This is a genomic window from Amycolatopsis rubida (assembly GCF_900115345.1).
Classification (GTDB): domain Bacteria; phylum Actinomycetota; class Actinomycetes; order Mycobacteriales; family Pseudonocardiaceae; genus Amycolatopsis; species Amycolatopsis rubida.
Map to the genome: position 1 here is coordinate 450,650 of NZ_FOWC01000004.1, position 25,333 is coordinate 475,982.

Consider the following 25,333-nt stretch of genomic DNA (forward strand, 5'->3'; position numbering starts at 1 on the left):
TTGCCTTTCTCAGTGCTGGACAAGGGGTTCGGTCGCCGCGACGCGCGGACGGCGTTCGAGAGCGGCCGACAGGAAGGCGAGGCCGAGCGCGGAACCGGCGAGCGCGACCCCGACCCAGTTCGGTGCGGTGTAGCCGAATCCGGCGGAAATCACGACGCCGCCGAGCCACGCGGACAGCGCGTTGCCGAGGTTGAACGCGCCGATGTTGACGACGGACGCCAGCGTCGGCGCGCCGTGTGCCTGGTCGAGAACGCGCTTCTGCAGCGGCGGCACAGTGGCGAAGCCGAGCGCACCGATCAGCAGAATCGTTGCCGCGGCGAGGATTTTGCTGTGCGCGGTGACGGTGAACAGAGCCAGGACGATCGCGAGCCCGCCGAGGCTGACGTAGAGCATCGGCATGAGCTTGCGGTCGGCGAACCGGCCGCCGGTCAGGTTGCCGAGGAACATGCCGATGCCGAACAGCACCAGCAGCCAGGTCACCGCGCCCGCCGAGTATCCGGCGATCTCGGTCATCATCGGGGCGATGTAGGTGATCGCGGCGAAGACCCCGCCGAAGCCGAGGACCGTCATGGCCATCGCGAGCACCACCTGGACGTTCCGGAACGCGGCCAGTTCCTTGCGCAAATGCGCCCCTTCGGGCCGGGGAAGGTCCGGCACCAGCTTCGCGACCCCGGCGAGCCCGACGACGCCGAGCGCCGCCACGATCCCGAAGGTGACCCGCCACCCAACCGCCTGCCCGACGAACGTGCCGAGCGGCACGCCGACGATGTTGGCGACCGTGAGCCCGGTGAACATGATCGCGATCGCCCCGGCCCGCTTGCCCGGCGCGACGAGCTCCGCCGCGACGACCGAGCCGATCCCGAAAAACGCCCCGTGCGCAAGCGAGGCGACAATCCGCCCGGCGAGCATGACCCCGAACACGGGCGCGACCGCCGACAGCAGGTTCCCGGCGATGAACAGGCCCATGAGCAGCATGAGCATGGTCTTGCGATTGATCTTCGTGCCGAGCATGGTCATCACCGGCGCTCCGGCGACGACCCCGAGCGCGTACCCGGTCACCAGAAGCCCCGCGGCCGGGATGGACACTCCGAAGTCGGCGGCGATCTCGGGGAGAAGGCCCATGATCACGAATTCGGTGGTGCCGATCCCGAACGCCCCGATGGCCAGCGCTACCAGTGCCAGTGGCATGAGCCCGCGTCTCCTTGGTCTACGTGTTGGTGCCGCTTGTCGGCCTTGGCAATAGTTGCATACGCGGCATGTTGTTGGCGCTTGTTGTTGATGAGAGTCACAGTTGCTGGCGGCCCGGGGAGGCACGAGGAGAGGACGCGGCCCGGGCGGCGAACTCAGGGCAACGGAGACTCCTACGGCGCAAGCCGCAGCGGCGACAGAATCGGAGCAGTTCTCGGCGCGAATCTCCGGCACACCCATCCAGCGGCATAACCCGCGGCCGCGCCGGCCAGACCGAACGGCAGGCCGTAGCTCACACCGTATTCCAGAGCGTTCATGCCGAGACCGCGTTCGGCGATCCCGGGCACGTGCGGAGTCCTGAGCAACTGTGGGATGAGCACGGAACTGTTGGCGGTGGTGACGAAAATGGCGGTGCCCGACACAAGCAGCAGTACCACCGAAAGCGCCACTGCGTAACCGAGATACACCTTCTCGACCAGGCCGAGCACGAGCACTGCCATCCCGCCGCCGAGCAGCGGACCGCCGAACGCGACGACGAAAGCGGACTGGAGCACACGTCCGGTAAGGAAAAGCCAGTACCCCGGGCCAGCGAGCCGGCGAGTTTCCCGGCGATCGGGAGGAACACGAGCGACGCGACGAGGACGACGGTCATCACCAGCGCCACCTGGCCGGTCCCGAAGGCGGCGGCGATGTCGGGCAGGCCCACCCGGACGAAAGAAGTTGGCGTTCTCGGTCAGGAGCGCGATCGCCACGACGATCGCGACGTAATACCCCCTCGACCGCTCTGCGACCGAGGTAACCGGCGGTCCGTCCGGATCGAGCGGGTCAGTCCCGCTGTCCGGGACTCACTCCGCCAACCGGTCCAGCGCTTGCTTGAGCTGCGGAATCCAGGCCTCGTGCTCGGGTTTCATCAGCACCGAGCGGAGAATGGTGACGGTCTCGGCGTCCCGTTCGACGTCCGGATGCAGCGCGGCGAACGCATCCGCGTCAACGCGCAAAGTGGACAGGTACAGCGGGTTGTCCTTGTCCGCCATGCCGTTCCGCAGGATGGCGTTGGCGGCTTCGGTGATCTCGCTCATCCGGGCCCGGCGCGGCCAGTAGGCGACGATGTCCAAGCTGGGCTCAAGGTGCAACGCGAAACGGTCGGATTCCCTGAGCAGTCCGGCAAAGTCGCTCGCCGCTCGGCGGCAAGCGGCCAGCAACCGGCCGAGGCCATGGTCGCGTTCCAGCGGGAAGGCTTGCAGGGTAAGCCAAAGTGCGCCCGCGGCAGCGCCCGAACGGGAGCATTCCAGGGAGATCTCCCCGAGGTGCAACTCGTCGGAAGTGAAGTAGGTATAAGGAGAATCGTGTTGGTAGAACCGGCCGACCGCCGGGTCGGCGAACAACACCGCCCCGCATCCGTACGGCTGAAGCCCATGCTTGTGCGGGTCGACGACGACGGAATCGCACGAGCCGATCGCACGGTAGGCCTCGTACTCGCCCAGCAAGGTGTAGAACCCGCCGTACGCGCCGTCGACATGCAGGCGGACTCCGTACTGTTCCTTCAGCGCAAGGGCCTGCTGGATGTCGTCGACCGCCCCGAGCCCGGTCGTTCCCGGGGTCAGCACCACCGTGCCGACCCCGCCGCCGCGGACCTCCGCTTCGACGGCGGACAGATCAACGCGCCCGTCGGGAAGCGCTGGCACCGCTCGGGATTCCACGCCGAGCACCTGGCACATGCGGCCGTGCGTGTAGTGCGCGTCCCGCGAGTGGACGACTGCCTTGCCGGGAGCCAGTTCCCGGGCGACCCAAAGGGCTTCGAGGTTCGCGATCGTTCCGCTGGAGGTGAGGTGGCCGAGCGACGGCCGCGCGAACCCGAACATCCGGGCCAGGTCCGCGATCACCTCGACCTCCATCGGCGAGGTGGCCTGCGAGGCGTCGAGCGCGTGGTTGTTCGGGTTGACCACCATCGCGGCGAGATAAGCGGCGACCGCGACCGGATGCGGCGGTTTGAGCATCTGGCCCGCGTAACGGGGGTGGAAGAAGGGGAAGGACGCGTCCATCCGGGCGGCGTAGTCGTCGAGCAGCGCGGGGAGATCGACGTCCGGTTCGCTCGCCGGGGACGGGGTGAACGGACCCCACTTGCGTTCCCAGGCCTCGACCCCGCGGAGAGCCTGGTCGATCAGTTCGCGCCGGTCCATGCGTCACCTCGTCGGTCGCGGGTTGCTTCCTCGGGCACCCTACCGACTGGCGGGAAGCGGATTGGGCTTCGCGCGCCCGCGCTCTAAGGTGTGACGACGTTTCTTTCGCGCGGTGAGGAGCTTTCCGATGCCTGACGAACCCCGTCCGCAGGGAATGCCGCCGGCCGGACCCGCACACCCACCGGCGCAGTGGACCGGGCGGCCGCAGCCATGGCCGGTTCAGCCGAACGCCCAGCAGTACCCCGGCTACTCCCCCTATCCGCCTGCCCTGCCCGCTCCGGCGAACGGTGTCTGGCTGGGCGTGCTGTCGCTGGTGCTGGGCGTCCTCGGCTGCGTGGTCCCGCTGCTGCCGATCGACCTGACCGGCGTCCGGGCGTACCTCGCGCTCCCGTTCGGGCTGGCCGGGCTGGCCTGCGGACTCGCCGGCGTCGTCGGACGGCGCACGGGCAAGCCGGTGTCGGGAGTGGGCATCGGGGTGTCGGCGATCGCGCTGGTGCTCGGCGTGATCATGCTCGGCAATCAAGTCGCGGGCTGACGTTCTGCCCAGAGCGGAACCGCTGTCGCCGAAGGCCGCGCGGATGCCAGGCTGGGCCTATGGCGGACATCCTTCCTTTCCACCAGCGCCGCGCCCCCGCCCGGGACGACGAGGCGGAACCCCTGTGGCGCGAGGTGCTCGGCCGCAGTCTCCGCGCCGCTCGGGAAAACCAGGGCGAGCGGCTCGTCGACGTCGCCGAGCGCGCCGGGATCTCGCCGCAGTACCTGTCCGAGATCGAACGCGGCCGGAAGGAACCGTCGAGCGAGATGATCGCCGCGGTGACCGGTGCGCTCGGGGTCGGCCTGGCCGGTCTGCTGAGCGGGATCGCCGGAGACCTGCGGCGGATCAGCGTGGCCGGACCGCGGCCTGCGCGGCGTCCGGCCGGGCCGGTGCTCATGGCCGCCTGAGCCGACCCGCCACCGGGCCAGTGCCCACGGCGGCCGGAGCCGAGGCGTGAAGCCACGGGCCGGACCCCCAGACCGGCCCGCGCCCCGCCTCACGGACGAGCTTCGATCACCTGGTCCGCCAGCCCGTACTCCACTGCCCCGGCCGCGTCGAAAACACGGTCGCGGTCGGTGTCGTGCCGGAGTTCGGCCACGTCGTGGCCGGTGTGCCGGGACGTGATCTCCTCCAGCTGCGTCCGGACCCGGATCACCTCGTCCGCTTGCAGGATCAGGTCCGGGATCGTCCCGCGCCCCTGTGCGGCGGGCTGGTGCAGCACCACCCGAGCGTGCGGCAGCACCGATCGGCGGCCGGCGGCGCCGGCGGCCAGCAGTACCGCGCCCGTCGCCACTGCCTGGCCGACGCAGGTCGTCGCCACCGGGGCCTTGATGAAGCGCATCGTGTCGTACAGCGCCAGCATCGCGGCGGGGTCGCCGCCCTCGGAGTTGATGTACAGGTTGATTTCCTGCTCCGGGTTGTCCGACTCCAGGAACAGCAGCTGCGCGATCAGCGCGTTCGCGACGCCGGAGTCGATCGCCGTGCCCAGGTACACGATCCGTTCCGACAGCAGGTGCGAGTAGACGTCCATGATCCGCTCGCCGCCGGGGCTGCGGGTCACGACGTTCGGGATGGTGTAGGTGCTCATGCGCGTACCCCCAGGCCCATCGCGTGCGTGCGCACCGGCACGACCTGCTCCAGGCGGTCGACGATCTGGTCGATGAAGCCGTAGTCCCGCGCCTCCGCGGCGGTGTACCACCGGTCGTGCAGGGAATCGGCGAAGATGCGGTCGAACGGCTGTCCGGTGTCCTGTGCGGTGAGGCCGAGCACGGTGTCCCGCGTGTAGCGCAGGTCGTCGGCCTGTACCTCGACCTCCACGGCCGAGCCGCCGATTCCCGCCGATCCCTGGTGCATCAGGATTCGCGCGTGCGGCAGGGCGAAGCGCTTCCCGGGAGTGCCCGCGGACAGCAGGAACTGCCCGGCGCTGCACGCCAATCCGAGTGCGAGCGTCGAAACGTCGCACGGCACCAGCCGCATCACGTCGCGGATCGCGAGCATCGACGGGACCGAACCGCCGGGCGAGTGGATCCACAGCGCGATGTCCTTGACCGGGTCTTCGCCTGCCAGGGACAGCATCTGGGTCGCGAGGACCGTCCCGTTGTCGTCGTCGAGCACGCCGTCCAGTACGAGGACCCGCTGGCTCAGGAATCGTTCCCGGAGCCGCTGGTCGAACATCGGCGGAGTCGATTCGTTGGTCATGCCTCGACCTTGCCGCCGCGGCGCCCGTCGCGTCCGCTTTCTCTGCCGACGGCAGATCTGCTGTGAGCAGCGCGGAAAGTCAGGCGGTTTTGCGCACCAGGTTCGTGTACCCGGCCAGCGCCAGCGTCGCCAGTCCCCACACCGCGACCTGCACTCCCCAGATCGCCGCGGTGAACACCTGCCCGGCGGCGCTGGCCGTGTCGAGGTCGCAGCGGCTCCGCAAGCCGGTCGGCGCGATCGGCAAGCCTCGGTCGAGCCCCAGCCCGATCAGCTCCACCGGGGAACACGCCGCACCGGTCGCGACCCGTTGCGCCGCATGATGTCCAGGCTGGGTTTCGGTCGCCCCAGCCCACAGTCCGAGCGCTCCGGCCGCGACGAGCGCGAGCAGCAACGCCGCCGCCGTGCGCCGGGCGCGGTAGCCGTATCCGGCCAGCGCACCCCAGATCCAGTGGAACAGCCGCGACATCCGTCCGCCCAGCGCTTCCGGCGAACGGCGGCGCAGGTCGTCCTGCTGCGCGATCAGGATGGTGCGCGCGTTGCCGTCGTGGCCCGCGGTCCGTTCGACGGCCGCCAGCTTCTGGTAACCGGTGGCGTCGTAGTACTCGGTGTGACAGCGAAGCAGGTGCAGCCACCGCCGCCAGCCGAACGACGGATCGATGGCGGCGTAGGTGAACCCGTCCAGCCAGGCCAGCTCGGAATGGCCGCATTCGGCGCTCGTGCTGCCGTCGGGGCACACGAGTTCGTCCGGCATGAACACCGTGGTCGCTTTCGCGTCGGAGAGCCCGAGCAGCCGTCCTTCCGGCGACGTGACGCGCGTGGTCGCGGAAAACTCGAGCTGCCCGCCGATCTGCGCGCCCTGCAACCGCACCGCGCCGATCTCGCCCTTGCCGCTCAGCTCCGAATCGCGGATCAGCATGCTGCGGCCGACTGTCAGGGTGTCCGCCTCGACGGCCGGTCCGAGGTCGTTGGAAACCTTGATGCTCTGACACTCCAGCGGACCGCCGACGCACGCGCCGTTGAGGTGGATCGCGCCGTCGGCCGACGAGCCGGTGATCCGGGTTCCCCGGTGCAGATACAGCCCGCTGCCCAGCTCCGCCGAACTCGCCTCCAGCGCCAGCCCGGCCGGGTTCGTGATGTCGGCGTCCCGGCACAGCAGGCTCCCGCCGATGTGCGCGCCGATCAGCCGGATCGCCCCGTCCGTACTGTCCCCGGTGATCCGCACGCCGTCGGACAGGTGCAGGTCCCCCTCGATCCGCACCCGCGACGCGTGCAGGCCCGGCATCCGCCCGCCGATCAGGTACAGGTGCGGCAGCCTCGCCTGGCGCGCGAGCACTGGCTGGTCGAACACGCAGGCGAGCAGCATCAGCCCGGCGGCCGCGGTGACGCCGTCGAGGTTGAGCAGCCCGGTGATGCGGGCCCTGGCCAGCATGATCCCGCGCGGATCGAGGTCGCCGTGCCTGCCGAGCAGCAGGTCGCGGAGGACCTGCGCCCGCAGGATATGGTCCGGGTTTTCGGTTTCGGCGAGGTCGGCGACGTCGATCTGGGCGGCGCCGAGCAGTTCGCCTTCGCGAGCCGATTCGACCAGACGTTGTTCGAAGTCGCTGAGCTCGGTCGTCCGGGGCGCGGTCACGCCTCAGATCATGCCCGGTCCGGGGCTCAGTCGCGACCGTGTTCGAGCTGATCGGCGAGGTCCGCGAGTCCGCCGGCGTGGAAGTCGAACCGATCGGCCGGCCCCGGCGGGTCGCCGACCGGGCGGCTGACGTACGCGGTCCGGAACCCGGCTTCCCGCGCCCCGCGCAGGTCCCAAGCGTGCGCCGCGACCATCAGCAACCGCTCGGGCGCGCGGCCGGCGACGTCAATGGCGAGGCGATAGACGTCCGGAGCGGGCTTGTAGGTGCGGGCGTCCTCGGCGGACAGCACGGTGTGCCACCGCAGTCCGGCGTTCGCGCACAGATCGAGCAGTACGGTCCGGCTCGCGTTGGACAGCCCGGCCAGCGCGAATCGTTCGCCAAGACGGGCGAGGCCATCCACCGTGTCCGGCCACGGCGGCAGCCGGCGGGCCGCCAGCGCCAATTCGGCGGCGTCCCCAGTACCGGCTGCGTCGGCGACGGCCTGCGCGGCTTCCCGGTCGATGACATCACTCGCGACGTACGGCCGTTCCCCGGCGACAATGCGGACCTGCTCCTGCTCGACGTGCTTCTGCCACACCGAAAGCAGCTCTTCGACCTCCGCGGCGGCGAGCGACGGCGCGAGCTTCCGGATCCCCGCGCGGATTCCGGCCGGTTCGTCGACGAGCGTGCCGAGCACGTCGAACACGAGCACCTCGATATCCATGATCGCAACCTATCCGGACGTTCCGCACCGGGCAACCAGCGCCCGTGTTCCGCCGCGGCCCAACCGTGGACCCGACGCGGCTGCGCCATCGTGTCCGCGGTGTTCGCGAGCTGTTCAATGTCCACAGTGGACATGAGCAGGCCAGCGCGTCCGCGCGAGCCGGTCTGGCCCAGCCCGCGTCAGTCCACCGTGGAGGTTCTCCGCAGCGTGAAGAACGCCGCGACCACCACCGCGAGCCCGATCACGTACGCGAGCACCAGCAACCCGACGCGTCCGCTGAAGTTGCCGCCCACCGGCGGAAGCACGACGGAAAACACCGCGACGAGTGTGCTCACCACGGACCGCACGCGGCCGGCGGGCAGCGACGCGGCCAGTGGGATCACCGCCCACAGCAGATACCACGGCTGGACAACCGGCCCGAAGATCACGACCGCGCTCAGCATCAGCCCGAGCGAGCGGACCGCGTCGATCCGGCCGGTCCACTGCCGCCGCAGCGCCACGACGATCCCGGCCGCGGTGAGCACGTACCCGATGATCTTGCCGACACCGATCATCGTCTGCGTGATGTGCGCGCCGAACAGCGAACCGACGCCGCCGACGAGGAAGCCGAACCAGTTCGTCGGCGCCATCCAGCTGTTGACCTCCCCCGAGGTCGTCAGCGCCGGCACCCAGCTGAACCCGATCCCCGACGCCAGCGAAACCGCCGCGGACACCGCCGCGAAGACGAGGACCATCGCCGCGCCGGCGAGCAGGAATTCGCCGATCCGCCCGCGGCGGCGGGCAATCGCCGTTCCGACCGCGGCCAGTGCGACCAGCGCGGGCACCTTCACCTCCGCGCCGAGCGCGATGAGCAGCACCCCGCCCGCGAGCGGCCACCAGCGAATCCGATCGCCCAGCGCTTCCAGCGCGACCGCCACGCCCGCGACCATCAGGCCGAGCATCAGCGAGTCGTTGTGCGTCCCGGCGACCAGGTGCCACAGAACCAGCGGGTTCAGCACGCCCAGCCACAACGCGACTCGCGGTGCCGCTCCCGCCGCGGCCGCCAGCCGCGGCACCGCCCAGGCGATCAGGACGAGCCCAGCCACCTCGATCAGCCGATGCAGTGCGACGCCGACGATCGGATTCCCGCCGGACGCCTGCGCGATGACCCGCTCTACCGCACCGAACAACGGCCCGTACGGCGACGGTGTCTCGCGCCAGTAAACGCTGACCCGGCCGACGATGTCCGACGCTGAGCCCAGTGCTTGCCGCGGCCCGACGACGTTGAGATCGAACCCGTGCGCGGCCACCGCACCCTGCGCGAGATAGCTGAAGACGTCCCCGCTGAACAGCGGCGGCACGACGAGCAACGGCCCGCACCACAGCGCGAGCGTCCACTTCAGCCAGCCCGCGCCGGGGAGGTCCGAGGCAAGGACACGCCCGCCGAGCAATGCCCACGCGAGCACCACCAGCCCGACGCCGGCGATCCCGCCCGCGAACGGCAGGACCCCGGACATCCCGGCGGCCCCGGCGTACACCGCGACGGCCAGCAGCAGCACCCCGCCGAAGCCAGTCCAGCGCAGACTCGCCGCGGACGCGAAACTGAAGAACCGCACGGGCCGCGAGAGCGTGACCGCCTTACTAGACATGCGTCGATCGTAGTAGCCGCCGCCTCCGCGACCCCGGCTACCACCCTGAGCTTAAGTCCACAAAGGACTAACTCAGTTCTGGTCGCGGGTGATCACACCGCAGGCGAACCGGGAGCCCGCGTCGCCGGTCGCCGTGGTTTTCTCGTCCGGCACCGGCGCGTTGGGGTCGCCCCGGACGCTGTAGCGGTCGGCGGGAATGTTCGCGAAATTGTCGGGCTTCGAGTGCACGATGATCGCGGTCCCGGCAGGACCGAAGAGCTGATCCAGGGTGAAGGTGTCCAGCACGAACTTGATATACCCGCGTCCGTTCGACCGCACCTGGACCGGCGGCAGCTGCCCGATCGGCAGTCCGGTGTGGTGGTCCATCGGCATCAGGTGCCCGCCCGCCGCGGTGAACGGGTTCGTCGGATCGCCGACGGTGCAGTTTCCCTTTTCGTGAACGTGCATGCCATGGAACCCGGGCGGGAAATGACCGGTGAGGTACACCTCGACCCAGACGGCGTGCGCACGGCTGTCGGTGGTGAACCACGCGGAGCCGACCTCGTTGCCCTTGGCGTCCTTCAGCGTGGCGGAGGCGGCATCGCCGCCTCGGTAAGCCGCCCCGGCGGGCTGCCGGGCGGTGTCGGGCAACTGCTCGCCGACGTAACCGCTGGCCGCTGGCGCCACGCCCATGACCAGTGCGCAGGCACCCAACGCGCCTGCCACAAACTTCTTTCTGCGCACGGTATCTCCCTGAAGGCACTGGTGATCTCTGACCGATCCAGAATCGGGCCTCGCCTTCCCCGTGGCCAGGGGCCAGATGGCACTAACCGGGTCCTGCGCGCGGCGGAATGTCCATCTTTCGCGAATCTCCGGTCAGGAAGAATATTCGGCGATCAGCCGCTTCACCGTCTCGTACACCGGTTTCGCGGAATAGTCGTCCCGCAGCAGCCCGAACCGGTTTTCCCGTGGACCGCCCGACAATCCGTCGCGCAGCCCGAAAATCTCGTACGTGGTCACGCCGACCTCGGAAGCCAGCCCGAACACTGTGCGCGCCACGGATTCCATCACGCGAACCTGTTGCTCCTCCGAATTCTCCGGTCCCGTCGGCCACCCGGTCTCGGTGATATGAATCGGCACACTCGCCGGGATTCCGATCGCCGACGCGGATTCCCGGAACGACCGCACGACGTGGGTCACCGCACCGGCCAACGCGTCGGCAGGCACCGGGCGGAAGACGTCCGGGAAGAAGTCCAGGCCAAGGAAATCGACCCGAGCCAGCACCTGCGGAGCCACCGCCGAGCGGACCGCGGCCCAGAACGGATCACCGGGCAGTGCGACCGCGGCGTTGAATCCGATCGCCACGTCGACCCCCAACCGCGCCCGCTCGTCCAGCGCCGCCGCGAGCCCGGCGCCGAGCGCTTCGTAGCAACCAGGACTGCCGCCGTCCAGCGGCGCGGCCACGTTGACCTCCTCGCAGACCTGCAGTTTCCCGCCGCCCAACTCGGCGACCTCGCGAACCGCGGCACGCACCGCGGCGGCGAACCCGGCCGGATCGGCCTCCGAACTGCCGTAGCCGAGCACGTAGTCGACCGCCCGCCCGTCGCCGAGATACGGCACCGGGTTGGGCGGCGTCGGCCCGTACGGCCCCCGGTAGTTGCGGTAGCACCGCACATAGAACCGTTCCGTGCCCTTCGCGAGGTCCCGCAACGCTTCCGCGGTCCGTTCGACGTCCTCCGGCGGCGCGTCGATGAAGGTTTCCAGCCGCACCAGATCGGTGCTGACCACGCCGGGCCACACGCCAAAAGCGATCATGAACATCTCCTCCAGTAGTCGTATACGAGCAACATACTCGTATACGACCAAGGTGCGCTACCCTGGACCGGTGCCGACGAACGCTCTCGACAACCCGCTCGTGCTGCCGATGCTGGGCTTGCTCGTGGAAACCCCGCGCCACCAGTACGCGCTCCTGCGCGAGCTCCGCACGCGCTATCCGTTCCTGAACCCGAAGACGTCGACCGTGTACACGCTGGTCGGCACGCTGACCAGGAACGGGCTTGTCGAACCGGACGGCGAGGGCGATCCGCGACCGGTCCGGCTGACCGAGGCGGGCCTCGCCGATTTCCGCGAACGGATCGAACGGCAGCTGCGCGACGCCGACCCGAACCTCGATTCCCGGTTCCTGATCGCGCTGGCCTACCTCGGCGCGCTGCCGCCCGCCCGCGCGGTGACCCTGCTGCGCGACCGGGCGGAGCGAGTCGGCGGCCAGCGGCGAGAACTGTCCGCGACGCTCGATAACGCCGATTTGCCGGAGATGCAGATGATCGAGGCGCATTTCCTCGTTTCCCGGCTCCGGCACGACGCTGACTGGCTCGCCCGCACCGCGGCCCGGATCGAGCGCGGAGACCTCGTCCCGCCCCGGTGATCACAGCTTTCATCGTGATTTCATCGCCGCCCCTTACTGTGCGCGAGTGCCTGGCGACAGCCGGCCGGGCAGAGGCGAAGGTGGGGGTATGACCGGCGAATCCGGATCTGTGGCCGACGCCGCGTCGGCCGGGGTGGAGAACCTGGCGGACTCGGCGCTCGCGGGACTCGGCAAGGCGGGGCCGGTCGGCGACCTGGCCAAACCGGTGGTGTCCGCGCTGCGCAACGTGTGGGAGGGCTACTTCGGGGCCCCGGTCCCGCCCGGCAGCACCAACTGGAACGCCTACACGCACCAGCAGCTGTACCAGATGCTGTGGGAGAAGGCCGACGTCGGCGACGTCAGCACGGTCGCCGCGGAGTGGCAGCGGCACGGTTCGGAAATGCGCTCGCACGGCGATTCGCTCAAGTCGCAGCAGGGGACGCTGCACGAGAACTGGAGCGGACAGGCCGCCGAACGCGCTTCCGGACGGCTGGGTTCGCTCGGCGAGCGCGCGTCCGGGATCGGCGACCGCGCCGGGACCGTCGGCAGCGCGGCCCAGAACGCGGGCGATTCGCTCGCCGTCGCGCGCAACACCATGCCGAAGCCGCCGGGCGACCCGACTGGGGGCGCAGTCGCCGCCGCGGCGGCCGGAGCGGGTGCGGGCGCGGTCATCGGCGGGATCCTCGGCGCCGGAGCGGGCGGGATCGGCGCCGGTCCGGGTGCGTTGATGGGCGCGGCGATCGGCGCGGTCGCGGGCGGCGGGGCCAGCCTGTTCGCCGCGAATGTCGCGGCGGCCGAGCAGAAAGCCGAAGCGGTGCACGTGATGCAGCGCTACGAAGCCAGCCTGCACAAGAGCTCGCGCGCCATCAATCCGCCTCCCGCCGGGTCGACGACAGCGGATTCCTACGGCGCGGACGAGTCGACCAGTGCGTCGAGCTACGCCGGTCCGCTCGGCGGAGCCGGGACCGGCGCGGGCAGCGGCATGCCGTGGGGCGCGCTGACCGCCGCGGCCCCGGTCGAATCGGGGCTGTCCGCCGGTATTCGCTCCGCGCTCGGCATGGAGGGCGCGCTGCTCGCCCGCAACGCCGCGATGGCGGAGATGGCCGCCGCGCGCGCGGCCAACGGCAACGGCATGATGCCCGGCCGCGGCGCGGGAGCCGCGCAGGAGGAGGAAGAGGAGCACAAGAACAAGATGCCGGTGCTCGACCAGCCGCTCCTGCACCCCGAGGACAAGACCATCAGCCCGGTGATCGGGCTGTGAAAGACAGGAGCTTGCGATGACCGGCCACGAGGTCGTCCCGAACGCACTGGACCGGCAGGTCGCCGCGCTCGGCAGACTCGGCGAGCAGACCGGGGAACTCGTCGGTTCGGCGGGGCGGCTCGCCGACCGGCTCCCGCAGCTCGGCACCGCGCCGCCCGCACTGCACCTGGCACAGCGGCTGCGCGAGGCCGCCGGGCACGCCGGGCTCGCCGGCGAACTGGGTGCGGCGGACACCGAGCTGACCGGATTCCACGAGGCACTGCGGGCGGGTATCCGGCGCTACCAGGACCACGAATCCGGCGTGCGGGAAGCGTTCCAGCGACTCGAACGGCAAGCCGAATGACCGCCGTGGCGCCGCGCACTGGCGACGAGACCGTCCACATCGGACTTGTCGAGGCCGGCCTGCTGGCCGCGCACGCCGGGGCGAGCTGGCCGTTTCCGTTGCAGGTGCCGTCTTACGGGCGGATCGAGGGCGAGCGCGAGATTCTGTTCGCCACCGCGGGACAGGCACTGCGAGCGCGCGGTCTCGCGGACGAATCCGGGCCGGACGGCCTCGCCGCGGAAGCCGTGGCCGCGCTGCGCGAACGCCGCGGCATCGTCGATTTGGTGGTGGCGGACGCCGAGGGGGCGACCGCCGTCACCGCACTCGTCTATCGGTCCTCAGCGCTGATCTGCCGTCAGCGGCTCGCGGCCGGCACGCTGTCGGTGCGCCGGGTGGAGGAGACCGCGCTGGTGGACGCCGTGCTCGCGGAGATCCCGAAGGTCGAGGCGGCCCGCACGATGCCGGTCACGCTGCCCGCGCACGCGGTCAAGGAGGCGATGGCACTCACCGACGACGAGGACGACGCCTCCCGCGCGCACCGGCTGCGCGACCTCGTCCACGACAGCGGCGGAGACCCGGCGGCGCTGGACAGTCTCGTCGGCCTGGTCGTCCCGCTGACCGGCCGCGGCCAGCTCGGCGCGACCCGCGACGGGCGCACCAGGGCAGGCCGCGAACTGTCCTGGATGGACGGACCGCGCGGCCGCGTCCGGATCAACCCCGCGCGCGACGGCTGGCTCAGCGTGAACTCGCTGCGCCGGGCCGACCTGCGCTTCGCCCTCGGCGAGCTGGCCACCGCCGCGCGGCGGCCGTGATGACCGCACCGAAACCGACCGGAGGATCTTCCGTGCCGATCCAAGACTCGGCGGCCTGGCTCGCCGACTACGAGAAAAACCTGTCCCGGATGCGGGCCGGAGCCGAGGCCGCGAGCGCGAGCCTCAGCCGCGTCGCCGGCCGGGCCGCGTCCCCACGCGGCGAGGTCGAGGTCGAAGTGGGCCCGAGCGGCGCACTGACCGACCTGCGGCTGAGCCCCGCCGCCCGCGCGCTGGAAGCCGACGCGCTCGCCCGGCTCATCCTGGCGACCGTGCACGACGCGCACCGCCAGGCCGGGGCGCGAGTCGTGGACATCATGACCGACTACGTCGGCGACGGCCCCGCACTCCAGCTCGTCCGCGACAACCTGCCGGTCGAGGCCGCTCCCGCCGCTCCGCGCGAGGACGACTACTTCGCGAACCCGGGGATCATCTCGTGACCGCCGGCTTCGAGGTCGACCCCGCGCAACTGCGCCGGCACGCGGCCGCCGTCGGCGACCTGGCCGACCGGCTCGGCAATGTCGCCCGCAGCGCCCCGTCCGGGCTCGGCGACCAGACGCTCGGCGTCTTCGTGCAGTTCCTCACCGCGGGCCTGCAGTCAGCGGCCGGCCAGACCAACGACGCCGTCGCGCATGCATCGTCCACTGTGCACAAAGTGAGCGCGAACCTCACGCAAGCCGCGGAAAGCTACGAGCGTCGCGACCAGGGCAACGCGGCCTCGCTGCCCGGAAAGGACCTGCCGTGACCGACTCCGGCCAGCTCCTGGCAGACCTGAAGACCACCACGCAGGCGGTCGAGAACCACGATTGGGTCTCCGCCGGACTCGGCGGCGCGACCACCGCGCTCGACCTGCTCGGCGCGTCGCAGGACCCGCTCGCCGCGTTGACTTCCGCAGGCTTCGGCATGATCACCGAACTGGTGCGGTTCCTGGAAGAACCGCTGAAACAGTTGCAGGGCAACCCGGATTCGGTGTCGTCGCACTCGCAGGGCATGGAGGGCGGCGGCCAGCAGGTGTCGTCTGTCGCGGATGACTACCGGCAGTCGAGCGGTCCGGAAACGTCGGGGTGGAGCGGTTCTTCGGCTTCGAGCTACCGCGACAACAGCTCGCAGCACGCGGACTGCGTCGAGGCCGTCGGCCAGGCAGGCATCGCGATGGCCAAGGCGGCTACCGGGGCGGGGAAGGTCGTCGCGAAGGCGCAGCAGGAGGTCGGCGGGCTCATTTCGGAGGCTGCCGGGCAGATCATCCAGCTGATGACGCAGGCCTTCGCCGCCGCGCAGGCGACCTTCGGCGCGAGCATCGCGGCGGCGATCCCGCAGGCAGTGGCTATCGCGACGCAGTACGGCGGGCAGATCGCGCAGAAGCTCGGGGTTTTGCTGTCGGATTCGGACAATCTGCTGCAGCTGATCACTTCGGTGACCCAGGGGCTGGAGGCCGCCACGCAGCTCATGACGAAGCTCAGCGAGGCTTCGAAGAGCAGCTCCGGGGAGGAGCCGGGGACGGGTTCTTCTTCGGATTCGCAGTATCCGGCGTCGCGGTATCCGGCGGATTCGCGCTACTCGGACGACTCGGCCGATTCCCAGTACTCAGATCAGCACCGCCCGCGCACTCCGGTCAGCTCGGCCCGGCAGAGCTGACGAGTTCGACCTCGAAGCCGTCGTCGTTCTGCAGGTAGGCGGCATAGTGCTCCGCGCCGCCGGCATGGGGATGTTTCTCCGGAAACATCAGCTGCCACCCGTGCCGGGCGGCGTCGGCGGTCAACCGCTCGACCGTCGCCGCGTCCTCGACGTGAAACGCCAGGTGGTTCAGCCCCGGCCGGCAGCGGTCGTGCCGGTCCGCGGTCAGCGCCGGGGATTGCTCGACCACGAGATACGTCGGCCCGAGCCGCCAGCTGCGCCCGGCGTCCCAGTCCTGGAACCGCCGATATCCCAGCTCTTCCAGCAGCCATCCCAGCGACGCGACCGCGCGGCCGAGGTCCGGCACCCACAACTCGACATGGTGCAGGGTCCCGTGCGCGCTCAAGCGGGACCCCGATCCGAGCTGAGCACCACTCGCAGTTCCCGGTCCAGCTCCGCCCCCGGTTCGACCTCCAGGTCCGCCCGCAGCCGTTCCCGCATCCGCCGGTGCACCGCCAACGCGTCCGCCCGCCGTCCGCCGCCGTGGAGCGCCCGCATCAGCAGCACCGCCAGCGGTTCCCGATGCGGATACACCGCCAGCAACGCCGACAGCTCGTGCACCACGTCGTCGGTTCGCCCCAGTTTCAGCTGCAGCACGGCCTTCTCCTGCACCAATGTCAGCCGCCGCTCGGTCAGGCGTACGCGTTCCCCCTCGACGAACGGGCCGGGCAACCCGGCCAGCGGCTCGCCGTGGAACAGGGCCAACGCGCCGTCGTAGGCGTCGACCGCGGCTGCCGGGTCGCTGCCGCGGGCGGCGATCGCGGCTTCCGCGATCCGGTCGGTCAGCTCGGTGACGTCCAGTCGTGCTCGCTCCCCGGCGAAGCGGTATCCGCCGCGGTCGCTGCCGATGACCGAGTCTTCCCTTCGTTCGCCAGCCCCGCGCAGGCATTTCCGCAGGCGATGCACGTAGACCGGGACCACCCGGCCACCGGTGCCGGGCGGCTCCAGGCCCCACACGCCGTCGAGCAACTCCCCTGGACTGACTGTCTCGCCGGGGCGCAGGACCAGCGCCGCGAGCAGCGCTTGTTGCCGCACCGGGCCCAGGTCCAGCAGGTTCGGTCCCCGCCAAGCCCGCAACGGGCCGAGCACGCTGAAGCGCAACGAGTCCGGGCCGATCGGAGCGGGGGCGGCGCCGGGGGCGACCAGGCCGTGGTCGAAGGCGTAGACGATGGCCGCCGCCCGGTCGCGGAGGCGGAGTTTCGCGCACACCCGCTCGAAATGCGCCTCGACCGTGCTCGCGGAAATCCCCAGCGTTCCGGCGATTTCCGCGTCCGTCAAGCCGCGCGCCACCGCCGTCAGCACGTCCATTTCGCGCGGCGTCAGCACTCCGGAAGGCAGCGCCGGGCGATCGGCGGCCGCCTCGCGGTAGGTCGTGAGCACGCGGCCGGTGACCGCCGGATCGAGCCACGCCTCGCCCATCGCGACCGCTCGCACCGCGCGGATCAGGTCCTCCGCGGGGGAATCCTTCAGCACGTATCCGACCGCGCCCGCGCGCAGCACCCCGGCGAGCAGTTCGTCGTCGTCGAACGTGGTCAGCGCGAGCACTGGCGGGCGCGGGCCGGACGCGCGCAGCCGTCGCGTCGCTTCGATGCCGTCGACGCGCTTCATCCGCAGGTCCATCACCACGACATCGACCCCGCCGGCCGCTTCGAGCGCGGCCGGGACCTCGTCGCCGTCCGAGCACTCGCCTACCACGAAGAACCCGTCCCGACGCCGAAGGATCAACCGCAACCCGGACCGCACCAGCTCCTGATCGTCGACGAGCAAGACCCGCATCTCATCCAACGCAACGGTCACGACGCGGCCCCGCGCGCCAACGGCACTGTCACCTCGACGACCCACTCGCCGTCCTTAACTCCGGCAGCCAGCCGCGCGCCGAGCTGATCCGCACGCGCCGTCATGCCCGCCAACCCCGAGCCGCCTCGGTCGCGGGCCGCGCCGTTGTGTCCATTGCGGACTGTCAACCGCGCGTCCGCCGCAGCAATCTCCAGCCGTACCAACGCCTTCTCCCCCGGCGCGTGTTTGACCGCGTTCGCCAGCGACTCCTGGACGATCCGGTAGAGCCCCAGCCCCACCGTGCTGTCGACCGCGGTCACGTCGCCCTCCAGTTCGTAGTCCGCGACCAGCCCGGCCGCGCACGTTTCGGCCACCAGGTCCGCGATGTCGCCCGCACCGGGCAACGGCCGCGTCCCCGCCGGCTCCCGCGCGAGCAATCCAACCGTGCGGCGGATATCGGCCATCGCCGCCCGCCCGATCCGCTCCGCCTCGGCAAGCGCCGCGACGGCTTCGTCGATGTCGCGATCCGTGCGCAACCCATGCCGCGCGCCCGTGACGTGCAGCAACGTGATGCTCAGCGAATGCGCGACGACGTCGTGCACCTCGCGCGCGATCCGCTGCCGTTCGCCGAGCATCGCCTGTTCGCGCACGGCTTCCTGTTTGCCGCGCTCGGCGTCCAGCGCGCGCACGTACCACCGCAACATGAAACCGGCGGCCATCCCGACCACCACCGCGAGCAGGTACACCGGAAACCCGACCAGCCCGACGGTCGACGCGGCCGCCCCGAGCACCGCGATCGCCCCGCCGGTCGCCGCGAACGCGACCCGCGCCGAAGCGATGGACCCCAGTTCGCCGGCGAGCACGATCAACGGCATCGGCGCGAAGTCCGGCACCACCGGATACGTCAGCAGCAGCCCGATCCCGGCGAGCATCCCGAGCGCCTTCATCCACGACGGCGCGAGCCGCCCGGTGCACACCCACAGCAGCGTCGACGCCGTGGCCAGCAGAAACCCCGCGATCGCGACCGGAAGCGCGGTCCCGGCCCGCTGCCCGACCGCGACCACCAGCCCGATCACCGTGAAGGCGGTCGTCCCCATCGGAACCCACCAGGGCAGCGTGAGCCCGGACCGGGCCAAGCCGTCGGCCAGCCTGCCCCGCAACCGGTCCCGCGCTGTCTCCCACACGAGGTCCAGCCTAGAAAACCGCGTCGGAAGCCGCCCGGTGTACCGGCGATACCATGCCGCGTGCGCCTCGCCCGTCTCTTCCTCCTGCTGGCCCTGCTCCCCCTCGCCGCGTGCGCGACCGGGAAGGACGCGGTCAGCCAATCAGACACCTTCGAATTCGTCTCGCCGGGCGGGCAGACGACCATCCACTATCCCGTGGAGCAACGCAAAAAGGTAGCGAACCTCAAGGGCCAGAGCCTGCGCGAACCCGGCCGGGACCTCTCGCTGGCCGATTACTCCGGCAAAGTCGTCCTGCTCAACCTCTGGGGCGCCTGGTGCGGGCCGTGCCGCGCCGAAGCGCGTACTCTTCAGGCCATCGTCGGCTCCGGGCGCAGCCGCGGGATCCGGGTGCTCGGCATCAACGTCCGCGACAACCCGAAGTACGCCGCGGACTTCGTCAAGGACCTCGGACTGGACTACGAGTCGATCTTCGATCCGTCCGGCCGGGTCGCGCTGCAGTTGCGCGGCCTCCCGCTGAGCGCGGTGCCGATCTCGCTGATCGTCGACAAACGGCAGCGGGTCGCGGCCGTCTACCTCGGCGCGGTCCTGCGAACCGACGTCCAGCCCACCCTGGACAGCGTGCTCGCCGAGTAGGCCGGCCAAGGTCCAGACCGTTCGGGCGGCGTGCGCCTACCATGGGCGGATGACCGCGAGTGGCTACAACCGCCGGGAACGTCCCGCCAAGCCCGCGCTGAGCCGCGAAGGCATCGTCGCGGCCGCTCTCGACGTCGTGCGCCGCGAAGGGGCCGAGCGCGTCACCATGCGGCGGCTCGCGAAGGAACTGGACACCGGCCCGGCCTCGCTCTACGTCTACGTCCGCGACACCGACGAACTCCACGCCGCGGTGCTGGACGAACTCCTCGGCGAAGTCCCCACCACCGCCAGCGCCGCCGAAGGAGACTGGCGGAGTCGTTTGTGGACAGTCATGTCCACCTACCGCGACGTCCTGTACGCCCACCCCGGCCTCGCCCGCGTCGCGCTCGTGACCCCGTTGAACGGGCCGAACTACCTCGCCGTTGTCGACACCGTGCTCGGCTTGCTCGCCGAGGCCGGGGTTCCGTCCGGCCCGGCCGCGTGGACGGTCGACCTGCTGCTGCTCGTCGCCACCGCCAGCGCGGTCGAGCACAGCACCCGCAAGGACCGCCCGGACGCGGAACGGCAGCACGACGCGCTCGCCGAAACCGTCCGCGGACTCTCGCCCGAAACGTATCCGAACATCGCCGCGGCGAGCGAGAACCTGTTCTCCGGCAACGCGGACACGCGTTCCCGGTGGGCGATCGACGCCCTGCTCAACGGCGCGCGCACGACCCCGCTGCCCGACTGAGTGGTCCGTGAGGGGAACCCTGCGGGAATCAGATTCCCGCAGGGTGGCCCTTACGAACGTCCGCGGCAGCGGAGAACCCGGCTGAATGGTTCAAACCACTGCCGGGGCAGGGGTGTGCCCCGAGTCCATCATGGACCGGTACGCCGGAATAGCGGCGATAACGGGTGAAATGTCCGCTTGATCGATCCGCTTCAATTCGACAGTTGATGCGATCCCTCCTTTCGTAGGTTCCCGGAAAATTTCCGACGATCTACCTTTGCTGTGTTCGGATCCACTATCCCCACCCTTTCCGATTTCTTTTTCTGCATGCCCACAAGGAGTCTGAGAATGCAGATCAGAAAAACGTCCGCACTCGTTTCCCTGCTCGCCGCGGCCGGTCTGGCCGCGACGATGGGCGCGACCCCTGCCACCGCGGCCGCCGCCCAGCACCACCCCGCGCACCAGAAGCACGGCCTCGGGCTGAACATCGCCGGACTGAAAGCCGCGAAGGCGGCCAAGCACGCCCACGCGAACTCCGCGCTGCCGGTGCACCCGCTCGGCACGGCCAAGGCTCCCTCCAGCGGCGACCTCACCCAGTACGCCAACACCCCCGGCGACCAGGGCCAGGTCGGCTCGTGCGTCACCTGGGCCACCGGCTACACCGGCTACGGCGTGCTGATGAACGAGCAGGGCATCGACGGCGGACCGATGGCGCCGATGTTCATCTACAGCCAGATCGCCAAGGGCAACGACCAGGGCACCTGGGCGAGCGTCGCGCTGCCGATGGAACAGAAGCAAGGCATCGACACCAAGTCCGACTACTGGCAGGGCGATTTCGACTACACGACTCAGCCCGACCAGAACGAAAAGGCGAATGCGGCGCACTACAAGCTGTCCGGCTACACCGAATTGTCGACCAGCGGCAACGCGGCGAAAACCGACATCGAGAACGCCATTTCCCAGGGCGAGCCGGTCGCGATCGGGTTCACCGTGCACCAGAGCTTCATGGATCTGAACTCCTCGACCGCGAGCGACTACTCGTACCTGCCCGGCGACTCGAACAGCGACCCGGTCGTCGGCGGGCACGAGGTCACCATCGTGGCCTACAACGAGCAGGGCGTGAAGATCGAGAACAGCTGGGGATCCAGCTGGGGTGACAGCGGTTTCGTGACCGTGCCGTGGTCGTTCTTCAACACCGGCGACGTCGACGAGGTCAACGCGATGGGCAAGCTCGTCCAGAGCTGACCCCCGCACCCGCCCGAAAAGCCGGGAAGGGCCCCTTGAGGGAATCAGATTCCCTCAAGGGGCCCTTCCCGGACCTAGGCGTTCAGGCGGAACTCAGACCAGGTCGTACCGGTCGTTGTTCATCACCTTGTGCCACGCGGCGACGAAGTCGCGGACGAACTTCTCCTTGGCGTCGTCGCTGCCGTAGACCTCGGCGACGGCGCGCAGCTCGGAGTTCGAACCGAACACCAGGTCGTTGCGGGTGCCGGTCCACTTGACCTCGCCGGTGGCGAGATCGCGGGCCTCGAAGGACTCCGCGTGCGGGCCCTCGCCGTCGGCGGGCTTCCACTCGGCGCCCATGTCGAGCAGGTTGACGAAGAAGTCGTTCGTCAGCGTGCCCGGCCGGTCGGTCAGCACGCCTGCCGCCGAGTTCTGGTAGTTCGCGCCCAGCACTCGCAGGCCGCCGACCAGCACGGCCATCTCCGGCGCGCTCAGGTTGAGCAGGTTCGCCTTGTCCACCAGCAGGTACTCCGACGGCAGCGGGTTGGCCTTGCCGCGGTAGTTGCGGAACCCGTCGGCCTTCGGCTCAAGCGGCGCGAACGAGTCCGCGTCGGTCTGCTCCTGCGTCGCGTCGGTGCGGCCCGGCGTGAACGGAACGGTGAGGTCGACCCCGCCGTCCTTCGCCGCCTTCTCCACGCCCGCCGCGCCGGCCAGCACGATCAGGTCGGCGAGCGAGATCTTCTTCCCGCCGGTCTGCGCGCTGTTGAACGCTTCCTGGACGCCCTCAAGCGTGCGCAGCACCTGAGCCAGCTCGTCGGGCTCGTTGACCTCCCAGCCGCGCTGCGGTTCGAGGCGGATGCGGGCGCCGTTCGCGCCGCCGCGCTTGTCGCTGTGCCGGTAGGTCGAGGCCGACGCCCACGCGGTGGACACCAGCTGCGAGACCGACAGGCCGGACTCGAGGATCTTCGCCTTCAGGTCCGCGACGTCCGCTTCGCTGACCAGCTCGTGGTCGACGGCCGGGACCGGGTCCTGCCAGATCAGCTCTTCCCGCGGCACCAGCGGGCCGAGGTAGCGCTGGATCGGGCCCATGTCGCGGTGGGTGAGCTTGTACCAGGCGCGGGCGAAGGCGTCCGCGAACTCCTCCGGGTTCTCGTAGAACCGGCGCGAAATCGGCTCGTAGATCGGGTCGAAGCGCAGCGCCAGGTCCGAGGTCAGCATGCTCGGCGCGCGGTTGAGCTCACCGGTCTCCGGGTCCGGCACGGTGCCCTGCGCGGCGTTGTTCTTCGGCTTCCACTGGTGCGCGCCGGCGGGGCTCTTGGTCAGCTCCCACTCGTAGGTGAACAGGTTGTGGAAGAACCAGTTGCTCCACCGGGTCGGGGTCGGGGTCCAGGTGACCTCGAGCCCGCTGCCGATCTGGTCGCGGCCCTTGCCGCTGCCGAAGCTGTTCTTCCAGCCGAGGCCCATCTGCTCGATCGGCGCGGCCTCGGGCACCGGGCCGACGTTCGCGTCCGCGTCGCCCGCGCCGTGCGTCTTGCCGAAGGTGTGGCCGCCGGCGATGAGGGCGACGGTCTCCTCGTCGTTCATCGCCATCCGGGCGAACGTCTCGCGGATGTCGCGCGCCGAGGCGATCGGGTCCGGGTTGCCGTTCGGGCCTTCCGGGTTCACGTAGATGAGGCCCATCTGGACCGCGGCGAGAGGGTTGTCCAGCTCGCGGTCGCCCCGGTAGCGCTCGTCGCCGAGCCAGGTGCGCTCCGGGCCCCAGTAGATGTCCTCGTCCGGCTCCCACACGTCGGCGCGGCCGCCGGCGAAGCCGAAGGTCTTGAAGCCCATGGTTTCAAGCGCGCGGTTGCCCGCGAAGACCATCAGGTCCGCCCACGAGATCTTCTTGCCGTACTTCTTCTTGACCGGCCACAGCAGACGGCGCGCCTTGTCCAGGCCGACGTTGTCCGGCCAGCTGTTCAGCGGCGCGAACCGCTGCTGGCCGCCGCCCGCCCCGCCGCGGCCGTCGTCGATCCGGTAGGTGCCGGCGCTGTGCCAGGCCATCCGGATGAACAGCGGGCCGTAGTTGCCGAAGTCGGCAGGCCAGAACTCCTGCGAAGTGGTGAGCAGCGCGTCGACGTCGCGGGCAAGCGCGTCGAGGTCGAGGCTCTTGAATTCCTTGGCGTAGTCGAACTCCCCGCCCATCGGGTCCGCCGCGGGAGCGTGCTTCCGGAGGATCTTCAGGTTGAGCTGGTTCGGCCACCAGTCACGGTTCGCGGCACCTTCGGTCGGGTAGCCCATGCGCCCGGTGACCGGGCACCCCGCCGTGTGGTCGTCGGCAACGGAGTCAAGCGATTCGGACAACTGAAATCCTTCCGGGAATCTTGGTCTTGCTCAGGAACTCAAAGCGGCGGAGCAGTCGGGGCAGCGGCCCCAGTAGACGACCTCGGCCTCTTCGATGACGAAGCCGTGCGTCTGCGAAGCGGTCAGGCAGGGCGCCTCTCCGACCGCGCAGTCGACGTCTTCGATGGCACCGCACGAGCGGCACACGACGTGGTGGTGGTTGTCCCCTACCCGGGCCTCGTACCGTGCGACCGAACCGGGCGGCTGAATGCGCCGCAGCAGCCCCGCGTCGGTCAGCGCGCGCAGCACGTCGTAAACGGCCTGGTGGGAAACCTCGCCGAGATCCGCGCGCACCATGCCGATGACGGACTCGGTGTCCGCGTGCGCGTTGGCGTGCACGGCGGAGAGCACGGCCAGCCGAGGGCGCGTGATCCGCAACTGCACTCCGCGCAGCAGCTGCTCGAAGTCCGTGGTCGTCGGCATGCCCCGGAGTCTGCCGCATTTTCTGGAATGAATCAAGAATCTGTCACCCGCTCCGGTAGTCCTCCTCCTGGCGGTCGCTTGACAGCCCGGGAGGTCTACGGTGAGTAGGCCAAAGAGACGTCCGACACATCCGAGGTGACGCCAGAAATGACCGAGGCCGTCGAATCGCCCAGTTCGCACCCGGTCGGGGTCGATATCACGCGAGCGAGCATTGCCCGGGTGTACGACGCCGCGCTGAACGGCACGAACAACTACGAGATCGACCGCAGGGTGCTCGACCAGGTGCGGACCGTGGCCCCGGAGGTCAACGACCTCGCCTGGGCCAACCGCAACTTCCTCATCCGCGCCTGCCGGTTCCTCGCCACCCAGGGCAGGGTCGCCCAGTACCTCGACTGCGGTTCCGGCCTGCCCACCGCGGAAAACACGCACCAGGTCGTGCAGCGGATCATCCCGGACGCCCGCGTCCTGTACGTGGACAACGACCCGGTGGTTCTCGCGCACGGGCGCGCGCTGCTCGAAGAGAACGACAACACCCGGTTCGTCGAAGCGGACATCTTCAAGCCCGAGCAGATCCTGCGGAACGAGACCGCGCGCGAGTTCCTCGACTGGACGAAGCCGATCGCGTTGCTGCACAACGGAACCCTGCACCACTACCTCGGCGACGACTACGAGGAGATGATGCGGACCTACGTGGACGCGCTGCCGTCCGGGTCGTTCGTGGTGGTCGCGCACTTCCTCGACCCGCAGACGCCCGAGCACAGCGAGATCGCCCGGCGGATGGAGGAGAAGTTCACGCACAGCCCGATGGGCAGCGGCCTCTTCCGCACGTGGGACGAGATCGGCCGGATGTTCGGCGGCACCGAACTGGTCGACCCGGGCCTGGTGCTGTGCGAGGACTGGTGGCCGGACGGCCCGCGGTACCAGCCGCTGAACCAGGTCCAGGAGTGCATCGCGGGCGGAGTCGGCCGGAAGGCCTGACGCTCGCGCCCC

At 70.1% G+C, this 25,333-nt stretch carries 28 protein-coding genes; 13 read left to right on the top strand and 15 right to left on the bottom strand.

All coding sequences use genetic code 11. The features are described 5' to 3' along the window. Nucleotides 1-9: 9 nt before the first annotated feature. The 3 genes from BM362_RS19710 to BM362_RS19720 form a co-directional block, all read right to left on the bottom strand. Nucleotides 10-1,188: an MFS transporter gene (locus BM362_RS19710; protein WP_093574118.1), complete on the bottom strand. Its 1,179-nt coding sequence runs from the start codon at nucleotides 1,186-1,188 to the stop codon at nucleotides 10-12. Between the two features lie 173 nt (nucleotides 1,189-1,361). Next, the gene (locus BM362_RS19715; protein WP_093574119.1) at nucleotides 1,362-1,742 is read right to left on the bottom strand and encodes a hypothetical protein; all 381 of its coding nucleotides are present in this window, start codon (nucleotides 1,740-1,742) and stop codon (nucleotides 1,362-1,364) included. Between the two features lie 291 nt (nucleotides 1,743-2,033). Beyond that, the gene (locus BM362_RS19720; protein ID WP_093574120.1) at nucleotides 2,034-3,368 is read right to left on the bottom strand and encodes a pyridoxal phosphate-dependent decarboxylase family protein; all 1,335 of its coding nucleotides are present in this window, start codon (nucleotides 3,366-3,368) and stop codon (nucleotides 2,034-2,036) included. 127 nt (nucleotides 3,369-3,495) lie between these two features. On the opposite strand from BM362_RS19720, the gene BM362_RS19725 reads away from it, so the two are divergent. Together BM362_RS19725 and BM362_RS19730 are read left to right on the top strand one after the other, a co-directional pair. Next, nucleotides 3,496-3,903, top strand: a complete 408-nt coding sequence (locus BM362_RS19725) for a hypothetical protein (RefSeq protein WP_143132456.1) — start codon at nucleotides 3,496-3,498, stop codon at nucleotides 3,901-3,903. Between the two features lie 59 nt (nucleotides 3,904-3,962). Next, entirely contained in the window at nucleotides 3,963-4,310 is a 348-nt protein-coding gene (locus tag BM362_RS19730; protein WP_067591536.1) for a helix-turn-helix domain-containing protein, read from the top strand. A gap of 89 nt (nucleotides 4,311-4,399) precedes the next feature. Here the strand turns inward: BM362_RS19730 and BM362_RS19735 are convergent, their stop codons facing one another. The 7 genes from BM362_RS19735 to BM362_RS19765 all read right to left on the bottom strand — a co-directional run bounded on the left by BM362_RS19735 (nucleotide 4,400) and on the right by BM362_RS19765 (nucleotide 11,357). Beyond that, nucleotides 4,400-4,990 (bottom strand): ClpP family protease, encoded by a 591-nt coding sequence (locus BM362_RS19735; RefSeq protein ID WP_009073577.1) that lies wholly within the window; start codon nucleotides 4,988-4,990, stop codon nucleotides 4,400-4,402. Then, a complete protein-coding gene (locus BM362_RS19740; RefSeq protein WP_067591539.1) occupies nucleotides 4,987-5,601 on the bottom strand; it encodes a ClpP family protease in 615 nt (204 codons plus the stop codon). The genes BM362_RS19735 and BM362_RS19740 overlap by 4 nt, the downstream gene beginning before the upstream one ends. A gap of 79 nt (nucleotides 5,602-5,680) precedes the next feature. Then, the gene (locus BM362_RS19745; RefSeq protein WP_067591542.1) at nucleotides 5,681-7,231 is read right to left on the bottom strand and encodes a hypothetical protein; all 1,551 of its coding nucleotides are present in this window, start codon (nucleotides 7,229-7,231) and stop codon (nucleotides 5,681-5,683) included. Nucleotides 7,232-7,257: 26 nt separating this feature from the next. Then, complete coding sequence (locus tag BM362_RS19750; RefSeq protein ID WP_093574122.1) at nucleotides 7,258-7,935, bottom strand: haloacid dehalogenase type II; 678 nt, start codon at nucleotides 7,933-7,935, stop codon at nucleotides 7,258-7,260. Between the two features lie 179 nt (nucleotides 7,936-8,114). Further along, a complete protein-coding gene (gene mptB, locus BM362_RS19755; RefSeq protein WP_067591548.1) occupies nucleotides 8,115-9,563 on the bottom strand; it encodes a polyprenol phosphomannose-dependent alpha 1,6 mannosyltransferase MptB in 1,449 nt (482 codons plus the stop codon). A gap of 72 nt (nucleotides 9,564-9,635) precedes the next feature. Continuing rightward, a complete protein-coding gene (locus tag BM362_RS19760) occupies nucleotides 9,636-10,286 on the bottom strand; it encodes a superoxide dismutase family protein (RefSeq protein ID WP_143132457.1) in 651 nt (216 codons plus the stop codon). Nucleotides 10,287-10,418: 132 nt separating this feature from the next. Then, a complete protein-coding gene (locus BM362_RS19765) occupies nucleotides 10,419-11,357 on the bottom strand; it encodes a hypothetical protein (RefSeq protein WP_093574230.1) in 939 nt (312 codons plus the stop codon). Nucleotides 11,358-11,427: 70 nt separating this feature from the next. On the opposite strand from BM362_RS19765, the gene BM362_RS19770 reads away from it, so the two are divergent. The 7 genes from BM362_RS19770 (at nucleotide 11,428) to BM362_RS19800 (ending at nucleotide 15,973) form a co-directional block, all read left to right on the top strand. After that, nucleotides 11,428-11,967 carry a PadR family transcriptional regulator gene (locus BM362_RS19770; RefSeq protein WP_198545581.1) on the top strand — a complete coding sequence of 180 codons (540 nt, stop codon included), beginning with the start codon at nucleotides 11,428-11,430 and terminating at the stop codon, nucleotides 11,965-11,967. Between the two features lie 88 nt (nucleotides 11,968-12,055). Then, a complete protein-coding gene (locus tag BM362_RS19775) occupies nucleotides 12,056-13,207 on the top strand; it encodes a WXG100 family type VII secretion target (protein ID WP_093574124.1) in 1,152 nt (383 codons plus the stop codon). 16 nt (nucleotides 13,208-13,223) lie between these two features. Further along, nucleotides 13,224-13,550, top strand: a complete 327-nt coding sequence (locus BM362_RS19780) for a hypothetical protein (protein ID WP_093574125.1) — start codon at nucleotides 13,224-13,226, stop codon at nucleotides 13,548-13,550. Next, complete coding sequence (locus tag BM362_RS19785) at nucleotides 13,547-14,341, top strand: ESX secretion-associated protein EspG (protein ID WP_093574126.1); 795 nt, start codon at nucleotides 13,547-13,549, stop codon at nucleotides 14,339-14,341. Before BM362_RS19780 ends, BM362_RS19785 begins: the two co-directional genes overlap by 4 nt. 32 nt (nucleotides 14,342-14,373) lie before the next feature. Next, nucleotides 14,374-14,778, top strand: a complete 405-nt coding sequence (locus BM362_RS19790; RefSeq protein WP_369806016.1) for a YbaB/EbfC family nucleoid-associated protein — start codon at nucleotides 14,374-14,376, stop codon at nucleotides 14,776-14,778. After that, nucleotides 14,775-15,083 (top strand): type VII secretion target, encoded by a 309-nt coding sequence (locus BM362_RS19795; RefSeq protein ID WP_067591569.1) that lies wholly within the window; start codon nucleotides 14,775-14,777, stop codon nucleotides 15,081-15,083. Before BM362_RS19790 ends, BM362_RS19795 begins: the two co-directional genes overlap by 4 nt. Further along, on the top strand, nucleotides 15,080-15,973 hold the full coding sequence (locus BM362_RS19800; protein ID WP_067591572.1) for a hypothetical protein: 894 nt from the start codon (nucleotides 15,080-15,082) through the stop codon (nucleotides 15,971-15,973). Before BM362_RS19795 ends, BM362_RS19800 begins: the two co-directional genes overlap by 4 nt. On the opposite strand, the gene BM362_RS19805 is transcribed toward BM362_RS19800, so the two are convergent. Genes BM362_RS19805 through BM362_RS19815 form a run of 3 tightly spaced genes read right to left on the bottom strand, consistent with a single transcriptional unit; the run spans nucleotide 15,951 to nucleotide 18,972 of the window. Further along, the gene (locus BM362_RS19805; protein WP_093574127.1) at nucleotides 15,951-16,358 is read right to left on the bottom strand and encodes a VOC family protein; all 408 of its coding nucleotides are present in this window, start codon (nucleotides 16,356-16,358) and stop codon (nucleotides 15,951-15,953) included. The genes BM362_RS19800 and BM362_RS19805 overlap by 23 nt on opposite strands. After that, nucleotides 16,355-17,788, bottom strand: coding sequence for a BTAD domain-containing putative transcriptional regulator (locus BM362_RS19810; protein ID WP_208865259.1), 1,434 nt, complete (start codon nucleotides 17,786-17,788; stop codon nucleotides 16,355-16,357). Before BM362_RS19810 ends, BM362_RS19805 begins: the two co-directional genes overlap by 4 nt. A gap of 17 nt (nucleotides 17,789-17,805) precedes the next feature. Then, a complete protein-coding gene (locus BM362_RS19815) occupies nucleotides 17,806-18,972 on the bottom strand; it encodes a sensor histidine kinase (protein WP_093574129.1) in 1,167 nt (388 codons plus the stop codon). Between the two features lie 60 nt (nucleotides 18,973-19,032). On the opposite strand from BM362_RS19815, the gene BM362_RS19820 reads away from it, so the two are divergent. From BM362_RS19820 to BM362_RS19830, 3 genes are all read left to right on the top strand, one after another. Then, nucleotides 19,033-19,605: a TlpA family protein disulfide reductase gene (locus BM362_RS19820; protein ID WP_093574130.1), complete on the top strand. Its 573-nt coding sequence runs from the start codon at nucleotides 19,033-19,035 to the stop codon at nucleotides 19,603-19,605. 49 nt (nucleotides 19,606-19,654) lie between these two features. Continuing rightward, entirely contained in the window at nucleotides 19,655-20,335 is a 681-nt protein-coding gene (locus BM362_RS19825) for a TetR/AcrR family transcriptional regulator (RefSeq protein ID WP_093574131.1), read from the top strand. A gap of 327 nt (nucleotides 20,336-20,662) precedes the next feature. Next, nucleotides 20,663-21,559 carry a C1 family peptidase gene (locus tag BM362_RS19830; RefSeq protein WP_067591587.1) on the top strand — a complete coding sequence of 299 codons (897 nt, stop codon included), beginning with the start codon at nucleotides 20,663-20,665 and terminating at the stop codon, nucleotides 21,557-21,559. Nucleotides 21,560-21,652: 93 nt separating this feature from the next. On the opposite strand, the gene katG is transcribed toward BM362_RS19830, so the two are convergent. Continuing rightward, the gene (gene katG / locus BM362_RS19835) at nucleotides 21,653-23,881 is read right to left on the bottom strand and encodes a catalase/peroxidase HPI (protein WP_067591590.1); all 2,229 of its coding nucleotides are present in this window, start codon (nucleotides 23,879-23,881) and stop codon (nucleotides 21,653-21,655) included. Between the two features lie 30 nt (nucleotides 23,882-23,911). Continuing rightward, nucleotides 23,912-24,343, bottom strand: a complete 432-nt coding sequence (locus tag BM362_RS19840; protein ID WP_067591593.1) for a Fur family transcriptional regulator — start codon at nucleotides 24,341-24,343, stop codon at nucleotides 23,912-23,914. Nucleotides 24,344-24,490: 147 nt separating this feature from the next. Between BM362_RS19840 and BM362_RS19845 the strand changes: the two genes are divergently transcribed. Continuing rightward, nucleotides 24,491-25,321 (top strand): SAM-dependent methyltransferase, encoded by an 831-nt coding sequence (locus BM362_RS19845; protein ID WP_067591596.1) that lies wholly within the window; start codon nucleotides 24,491-24,493, stop codon nucleotides 25,319-25,321. The last annotated feature ends 12 nt before the right edge of the window (nucleotides 25,322-25,333 follow it).

What these genes read in the sequence shown, in the direction of transcription:
- BM362_RS19810 (WP_208865259.1), bottom strand. Translation starts at nt 17,788, where the DNA reads ATGCGGGTCTTGCTCGTCGACGATCAGGAGCTGGTGCGGTCCGGGTTG.
- BM362_RS19785 (WP_093574126.1), top strand. Translation starts at nt 13,547, where the DNA reads ATGACCGCCGTGGCGCCGCGCACTGGCGACGAGACCGTCCACATCGGA.
- BM362_RS19845 (WP_067591596.1), top strand. Translation starts at nt 24,491, where the DNA reads ATGACCGAGGCCGTCGAATCGCCCAGTTCGCACCCGGTCGGGGTCGAT.
- BM362_RS19765 (WP_093574230.1), bottom strand. Translation starts at nt 11,357, where the DNA reads ATGATCGCTTTTGGCGTGTGGCCCGGCGTGGTCAGCACCGATCTGGTG.
- BM362_RS19780 (WP_093574125.1), top strand. Translation starts at nt 13,224, where the DNA reads ATGACCGGCCACGAGGTCGTCCCGAACGCACTGGACCGGCAGGTCGCC.
- mptB (WP_067591548.1), bottom strand. Translation starts at nt 9,563, where the DNA reads ATGTCTAGTAAGGCGGTCACGCTCTCGCGGCCCGTGCGGTTCTTCAGT.
- BM362_RS19720 (WP_093574120.1), bottom strand. Translation starts at nt 3,368, where the DNA reads ATGGACCGGCGCGAACTGATCGACCAGGCTCTCCGCGGGGTCGAGGCC.
- BM362_RS19840 (WP_067591593.1), bottom strand. Translation starts at nt 24,343, where the DNA reads ATGCCGACGACCACGGACTTCGAGCAGCTGCTGCGCGGAGTGCAGTTG.
- BM362_RS19725 (WP_143132456.1), top strand. Translation starts at nt 3,496, where the DNA reads ATGCCTGACGAACCCCGTCCGCAGGGAATGCCGCCGGCCGGACCCGCA.
- BM362_RS19775 (WP_093574124.1), top strand. Translation starts at nt 12,056, where the DNA reads ATGACCGGCGAATCCGGATCTGTGGCCGACGCCGCGTCGGCCGGGGTG.
- BM362_RS19750 (WP_093574122.1), bottom strand. Translation starts at nt 7,935, where the DNA reads ATGGATATCGAGGTGCTCGTGTTCGACGTGCTCGGCACGCTCGTCGAC.
- BM362_RS19735 (WP_009073577.1), bottom strand. Translation starts at nt 4,990, where the DNA reads ATGAGCACCTACACCATCCCGAACGTCGTGACCCGCAGCCCCGGCGGC.
- BM362_RS19710 (WP_093574118.1), bottom strand. Translation starts at nt 1,188, where the DNA reads ATGCCACTGGCACTGGTAGCGCTGGCCATCGGGGCGTTCGGGATCGGC.
- BM362_RS19825 (WP_093574131.1), top strand. Translation starts at nt 19,655, where the DNA reads ATGACCGCGAGTGGCTACAACCGCCGGGAACGTCCCGCCAAGCCCGCG.
- BM362_RS19740 (WP_067591539.1), bottom strand. Translation starts at nt 5,601, where the DNA reads ATGACCAACGAATCGACTCCGCCGATGTTCGACCAGCGGCTCCGGGAA.
- BM362_RS19830 (WP_067591587.1), top strand. Translation starts at nt 20,663, where the DNA reads ATGCAGATCAGAAAAACGTCCGCACTCGTTTCCCTGCTCGCCGCGGCC.
- BM362_RS19730 (WP_067591536.1), top strand. Translation starts at nt 3,963, where the DNA reads ATGGCGGACATCCTTCCTTTCCACCAGCGCCGCGCCCCCGCCCGGGAC.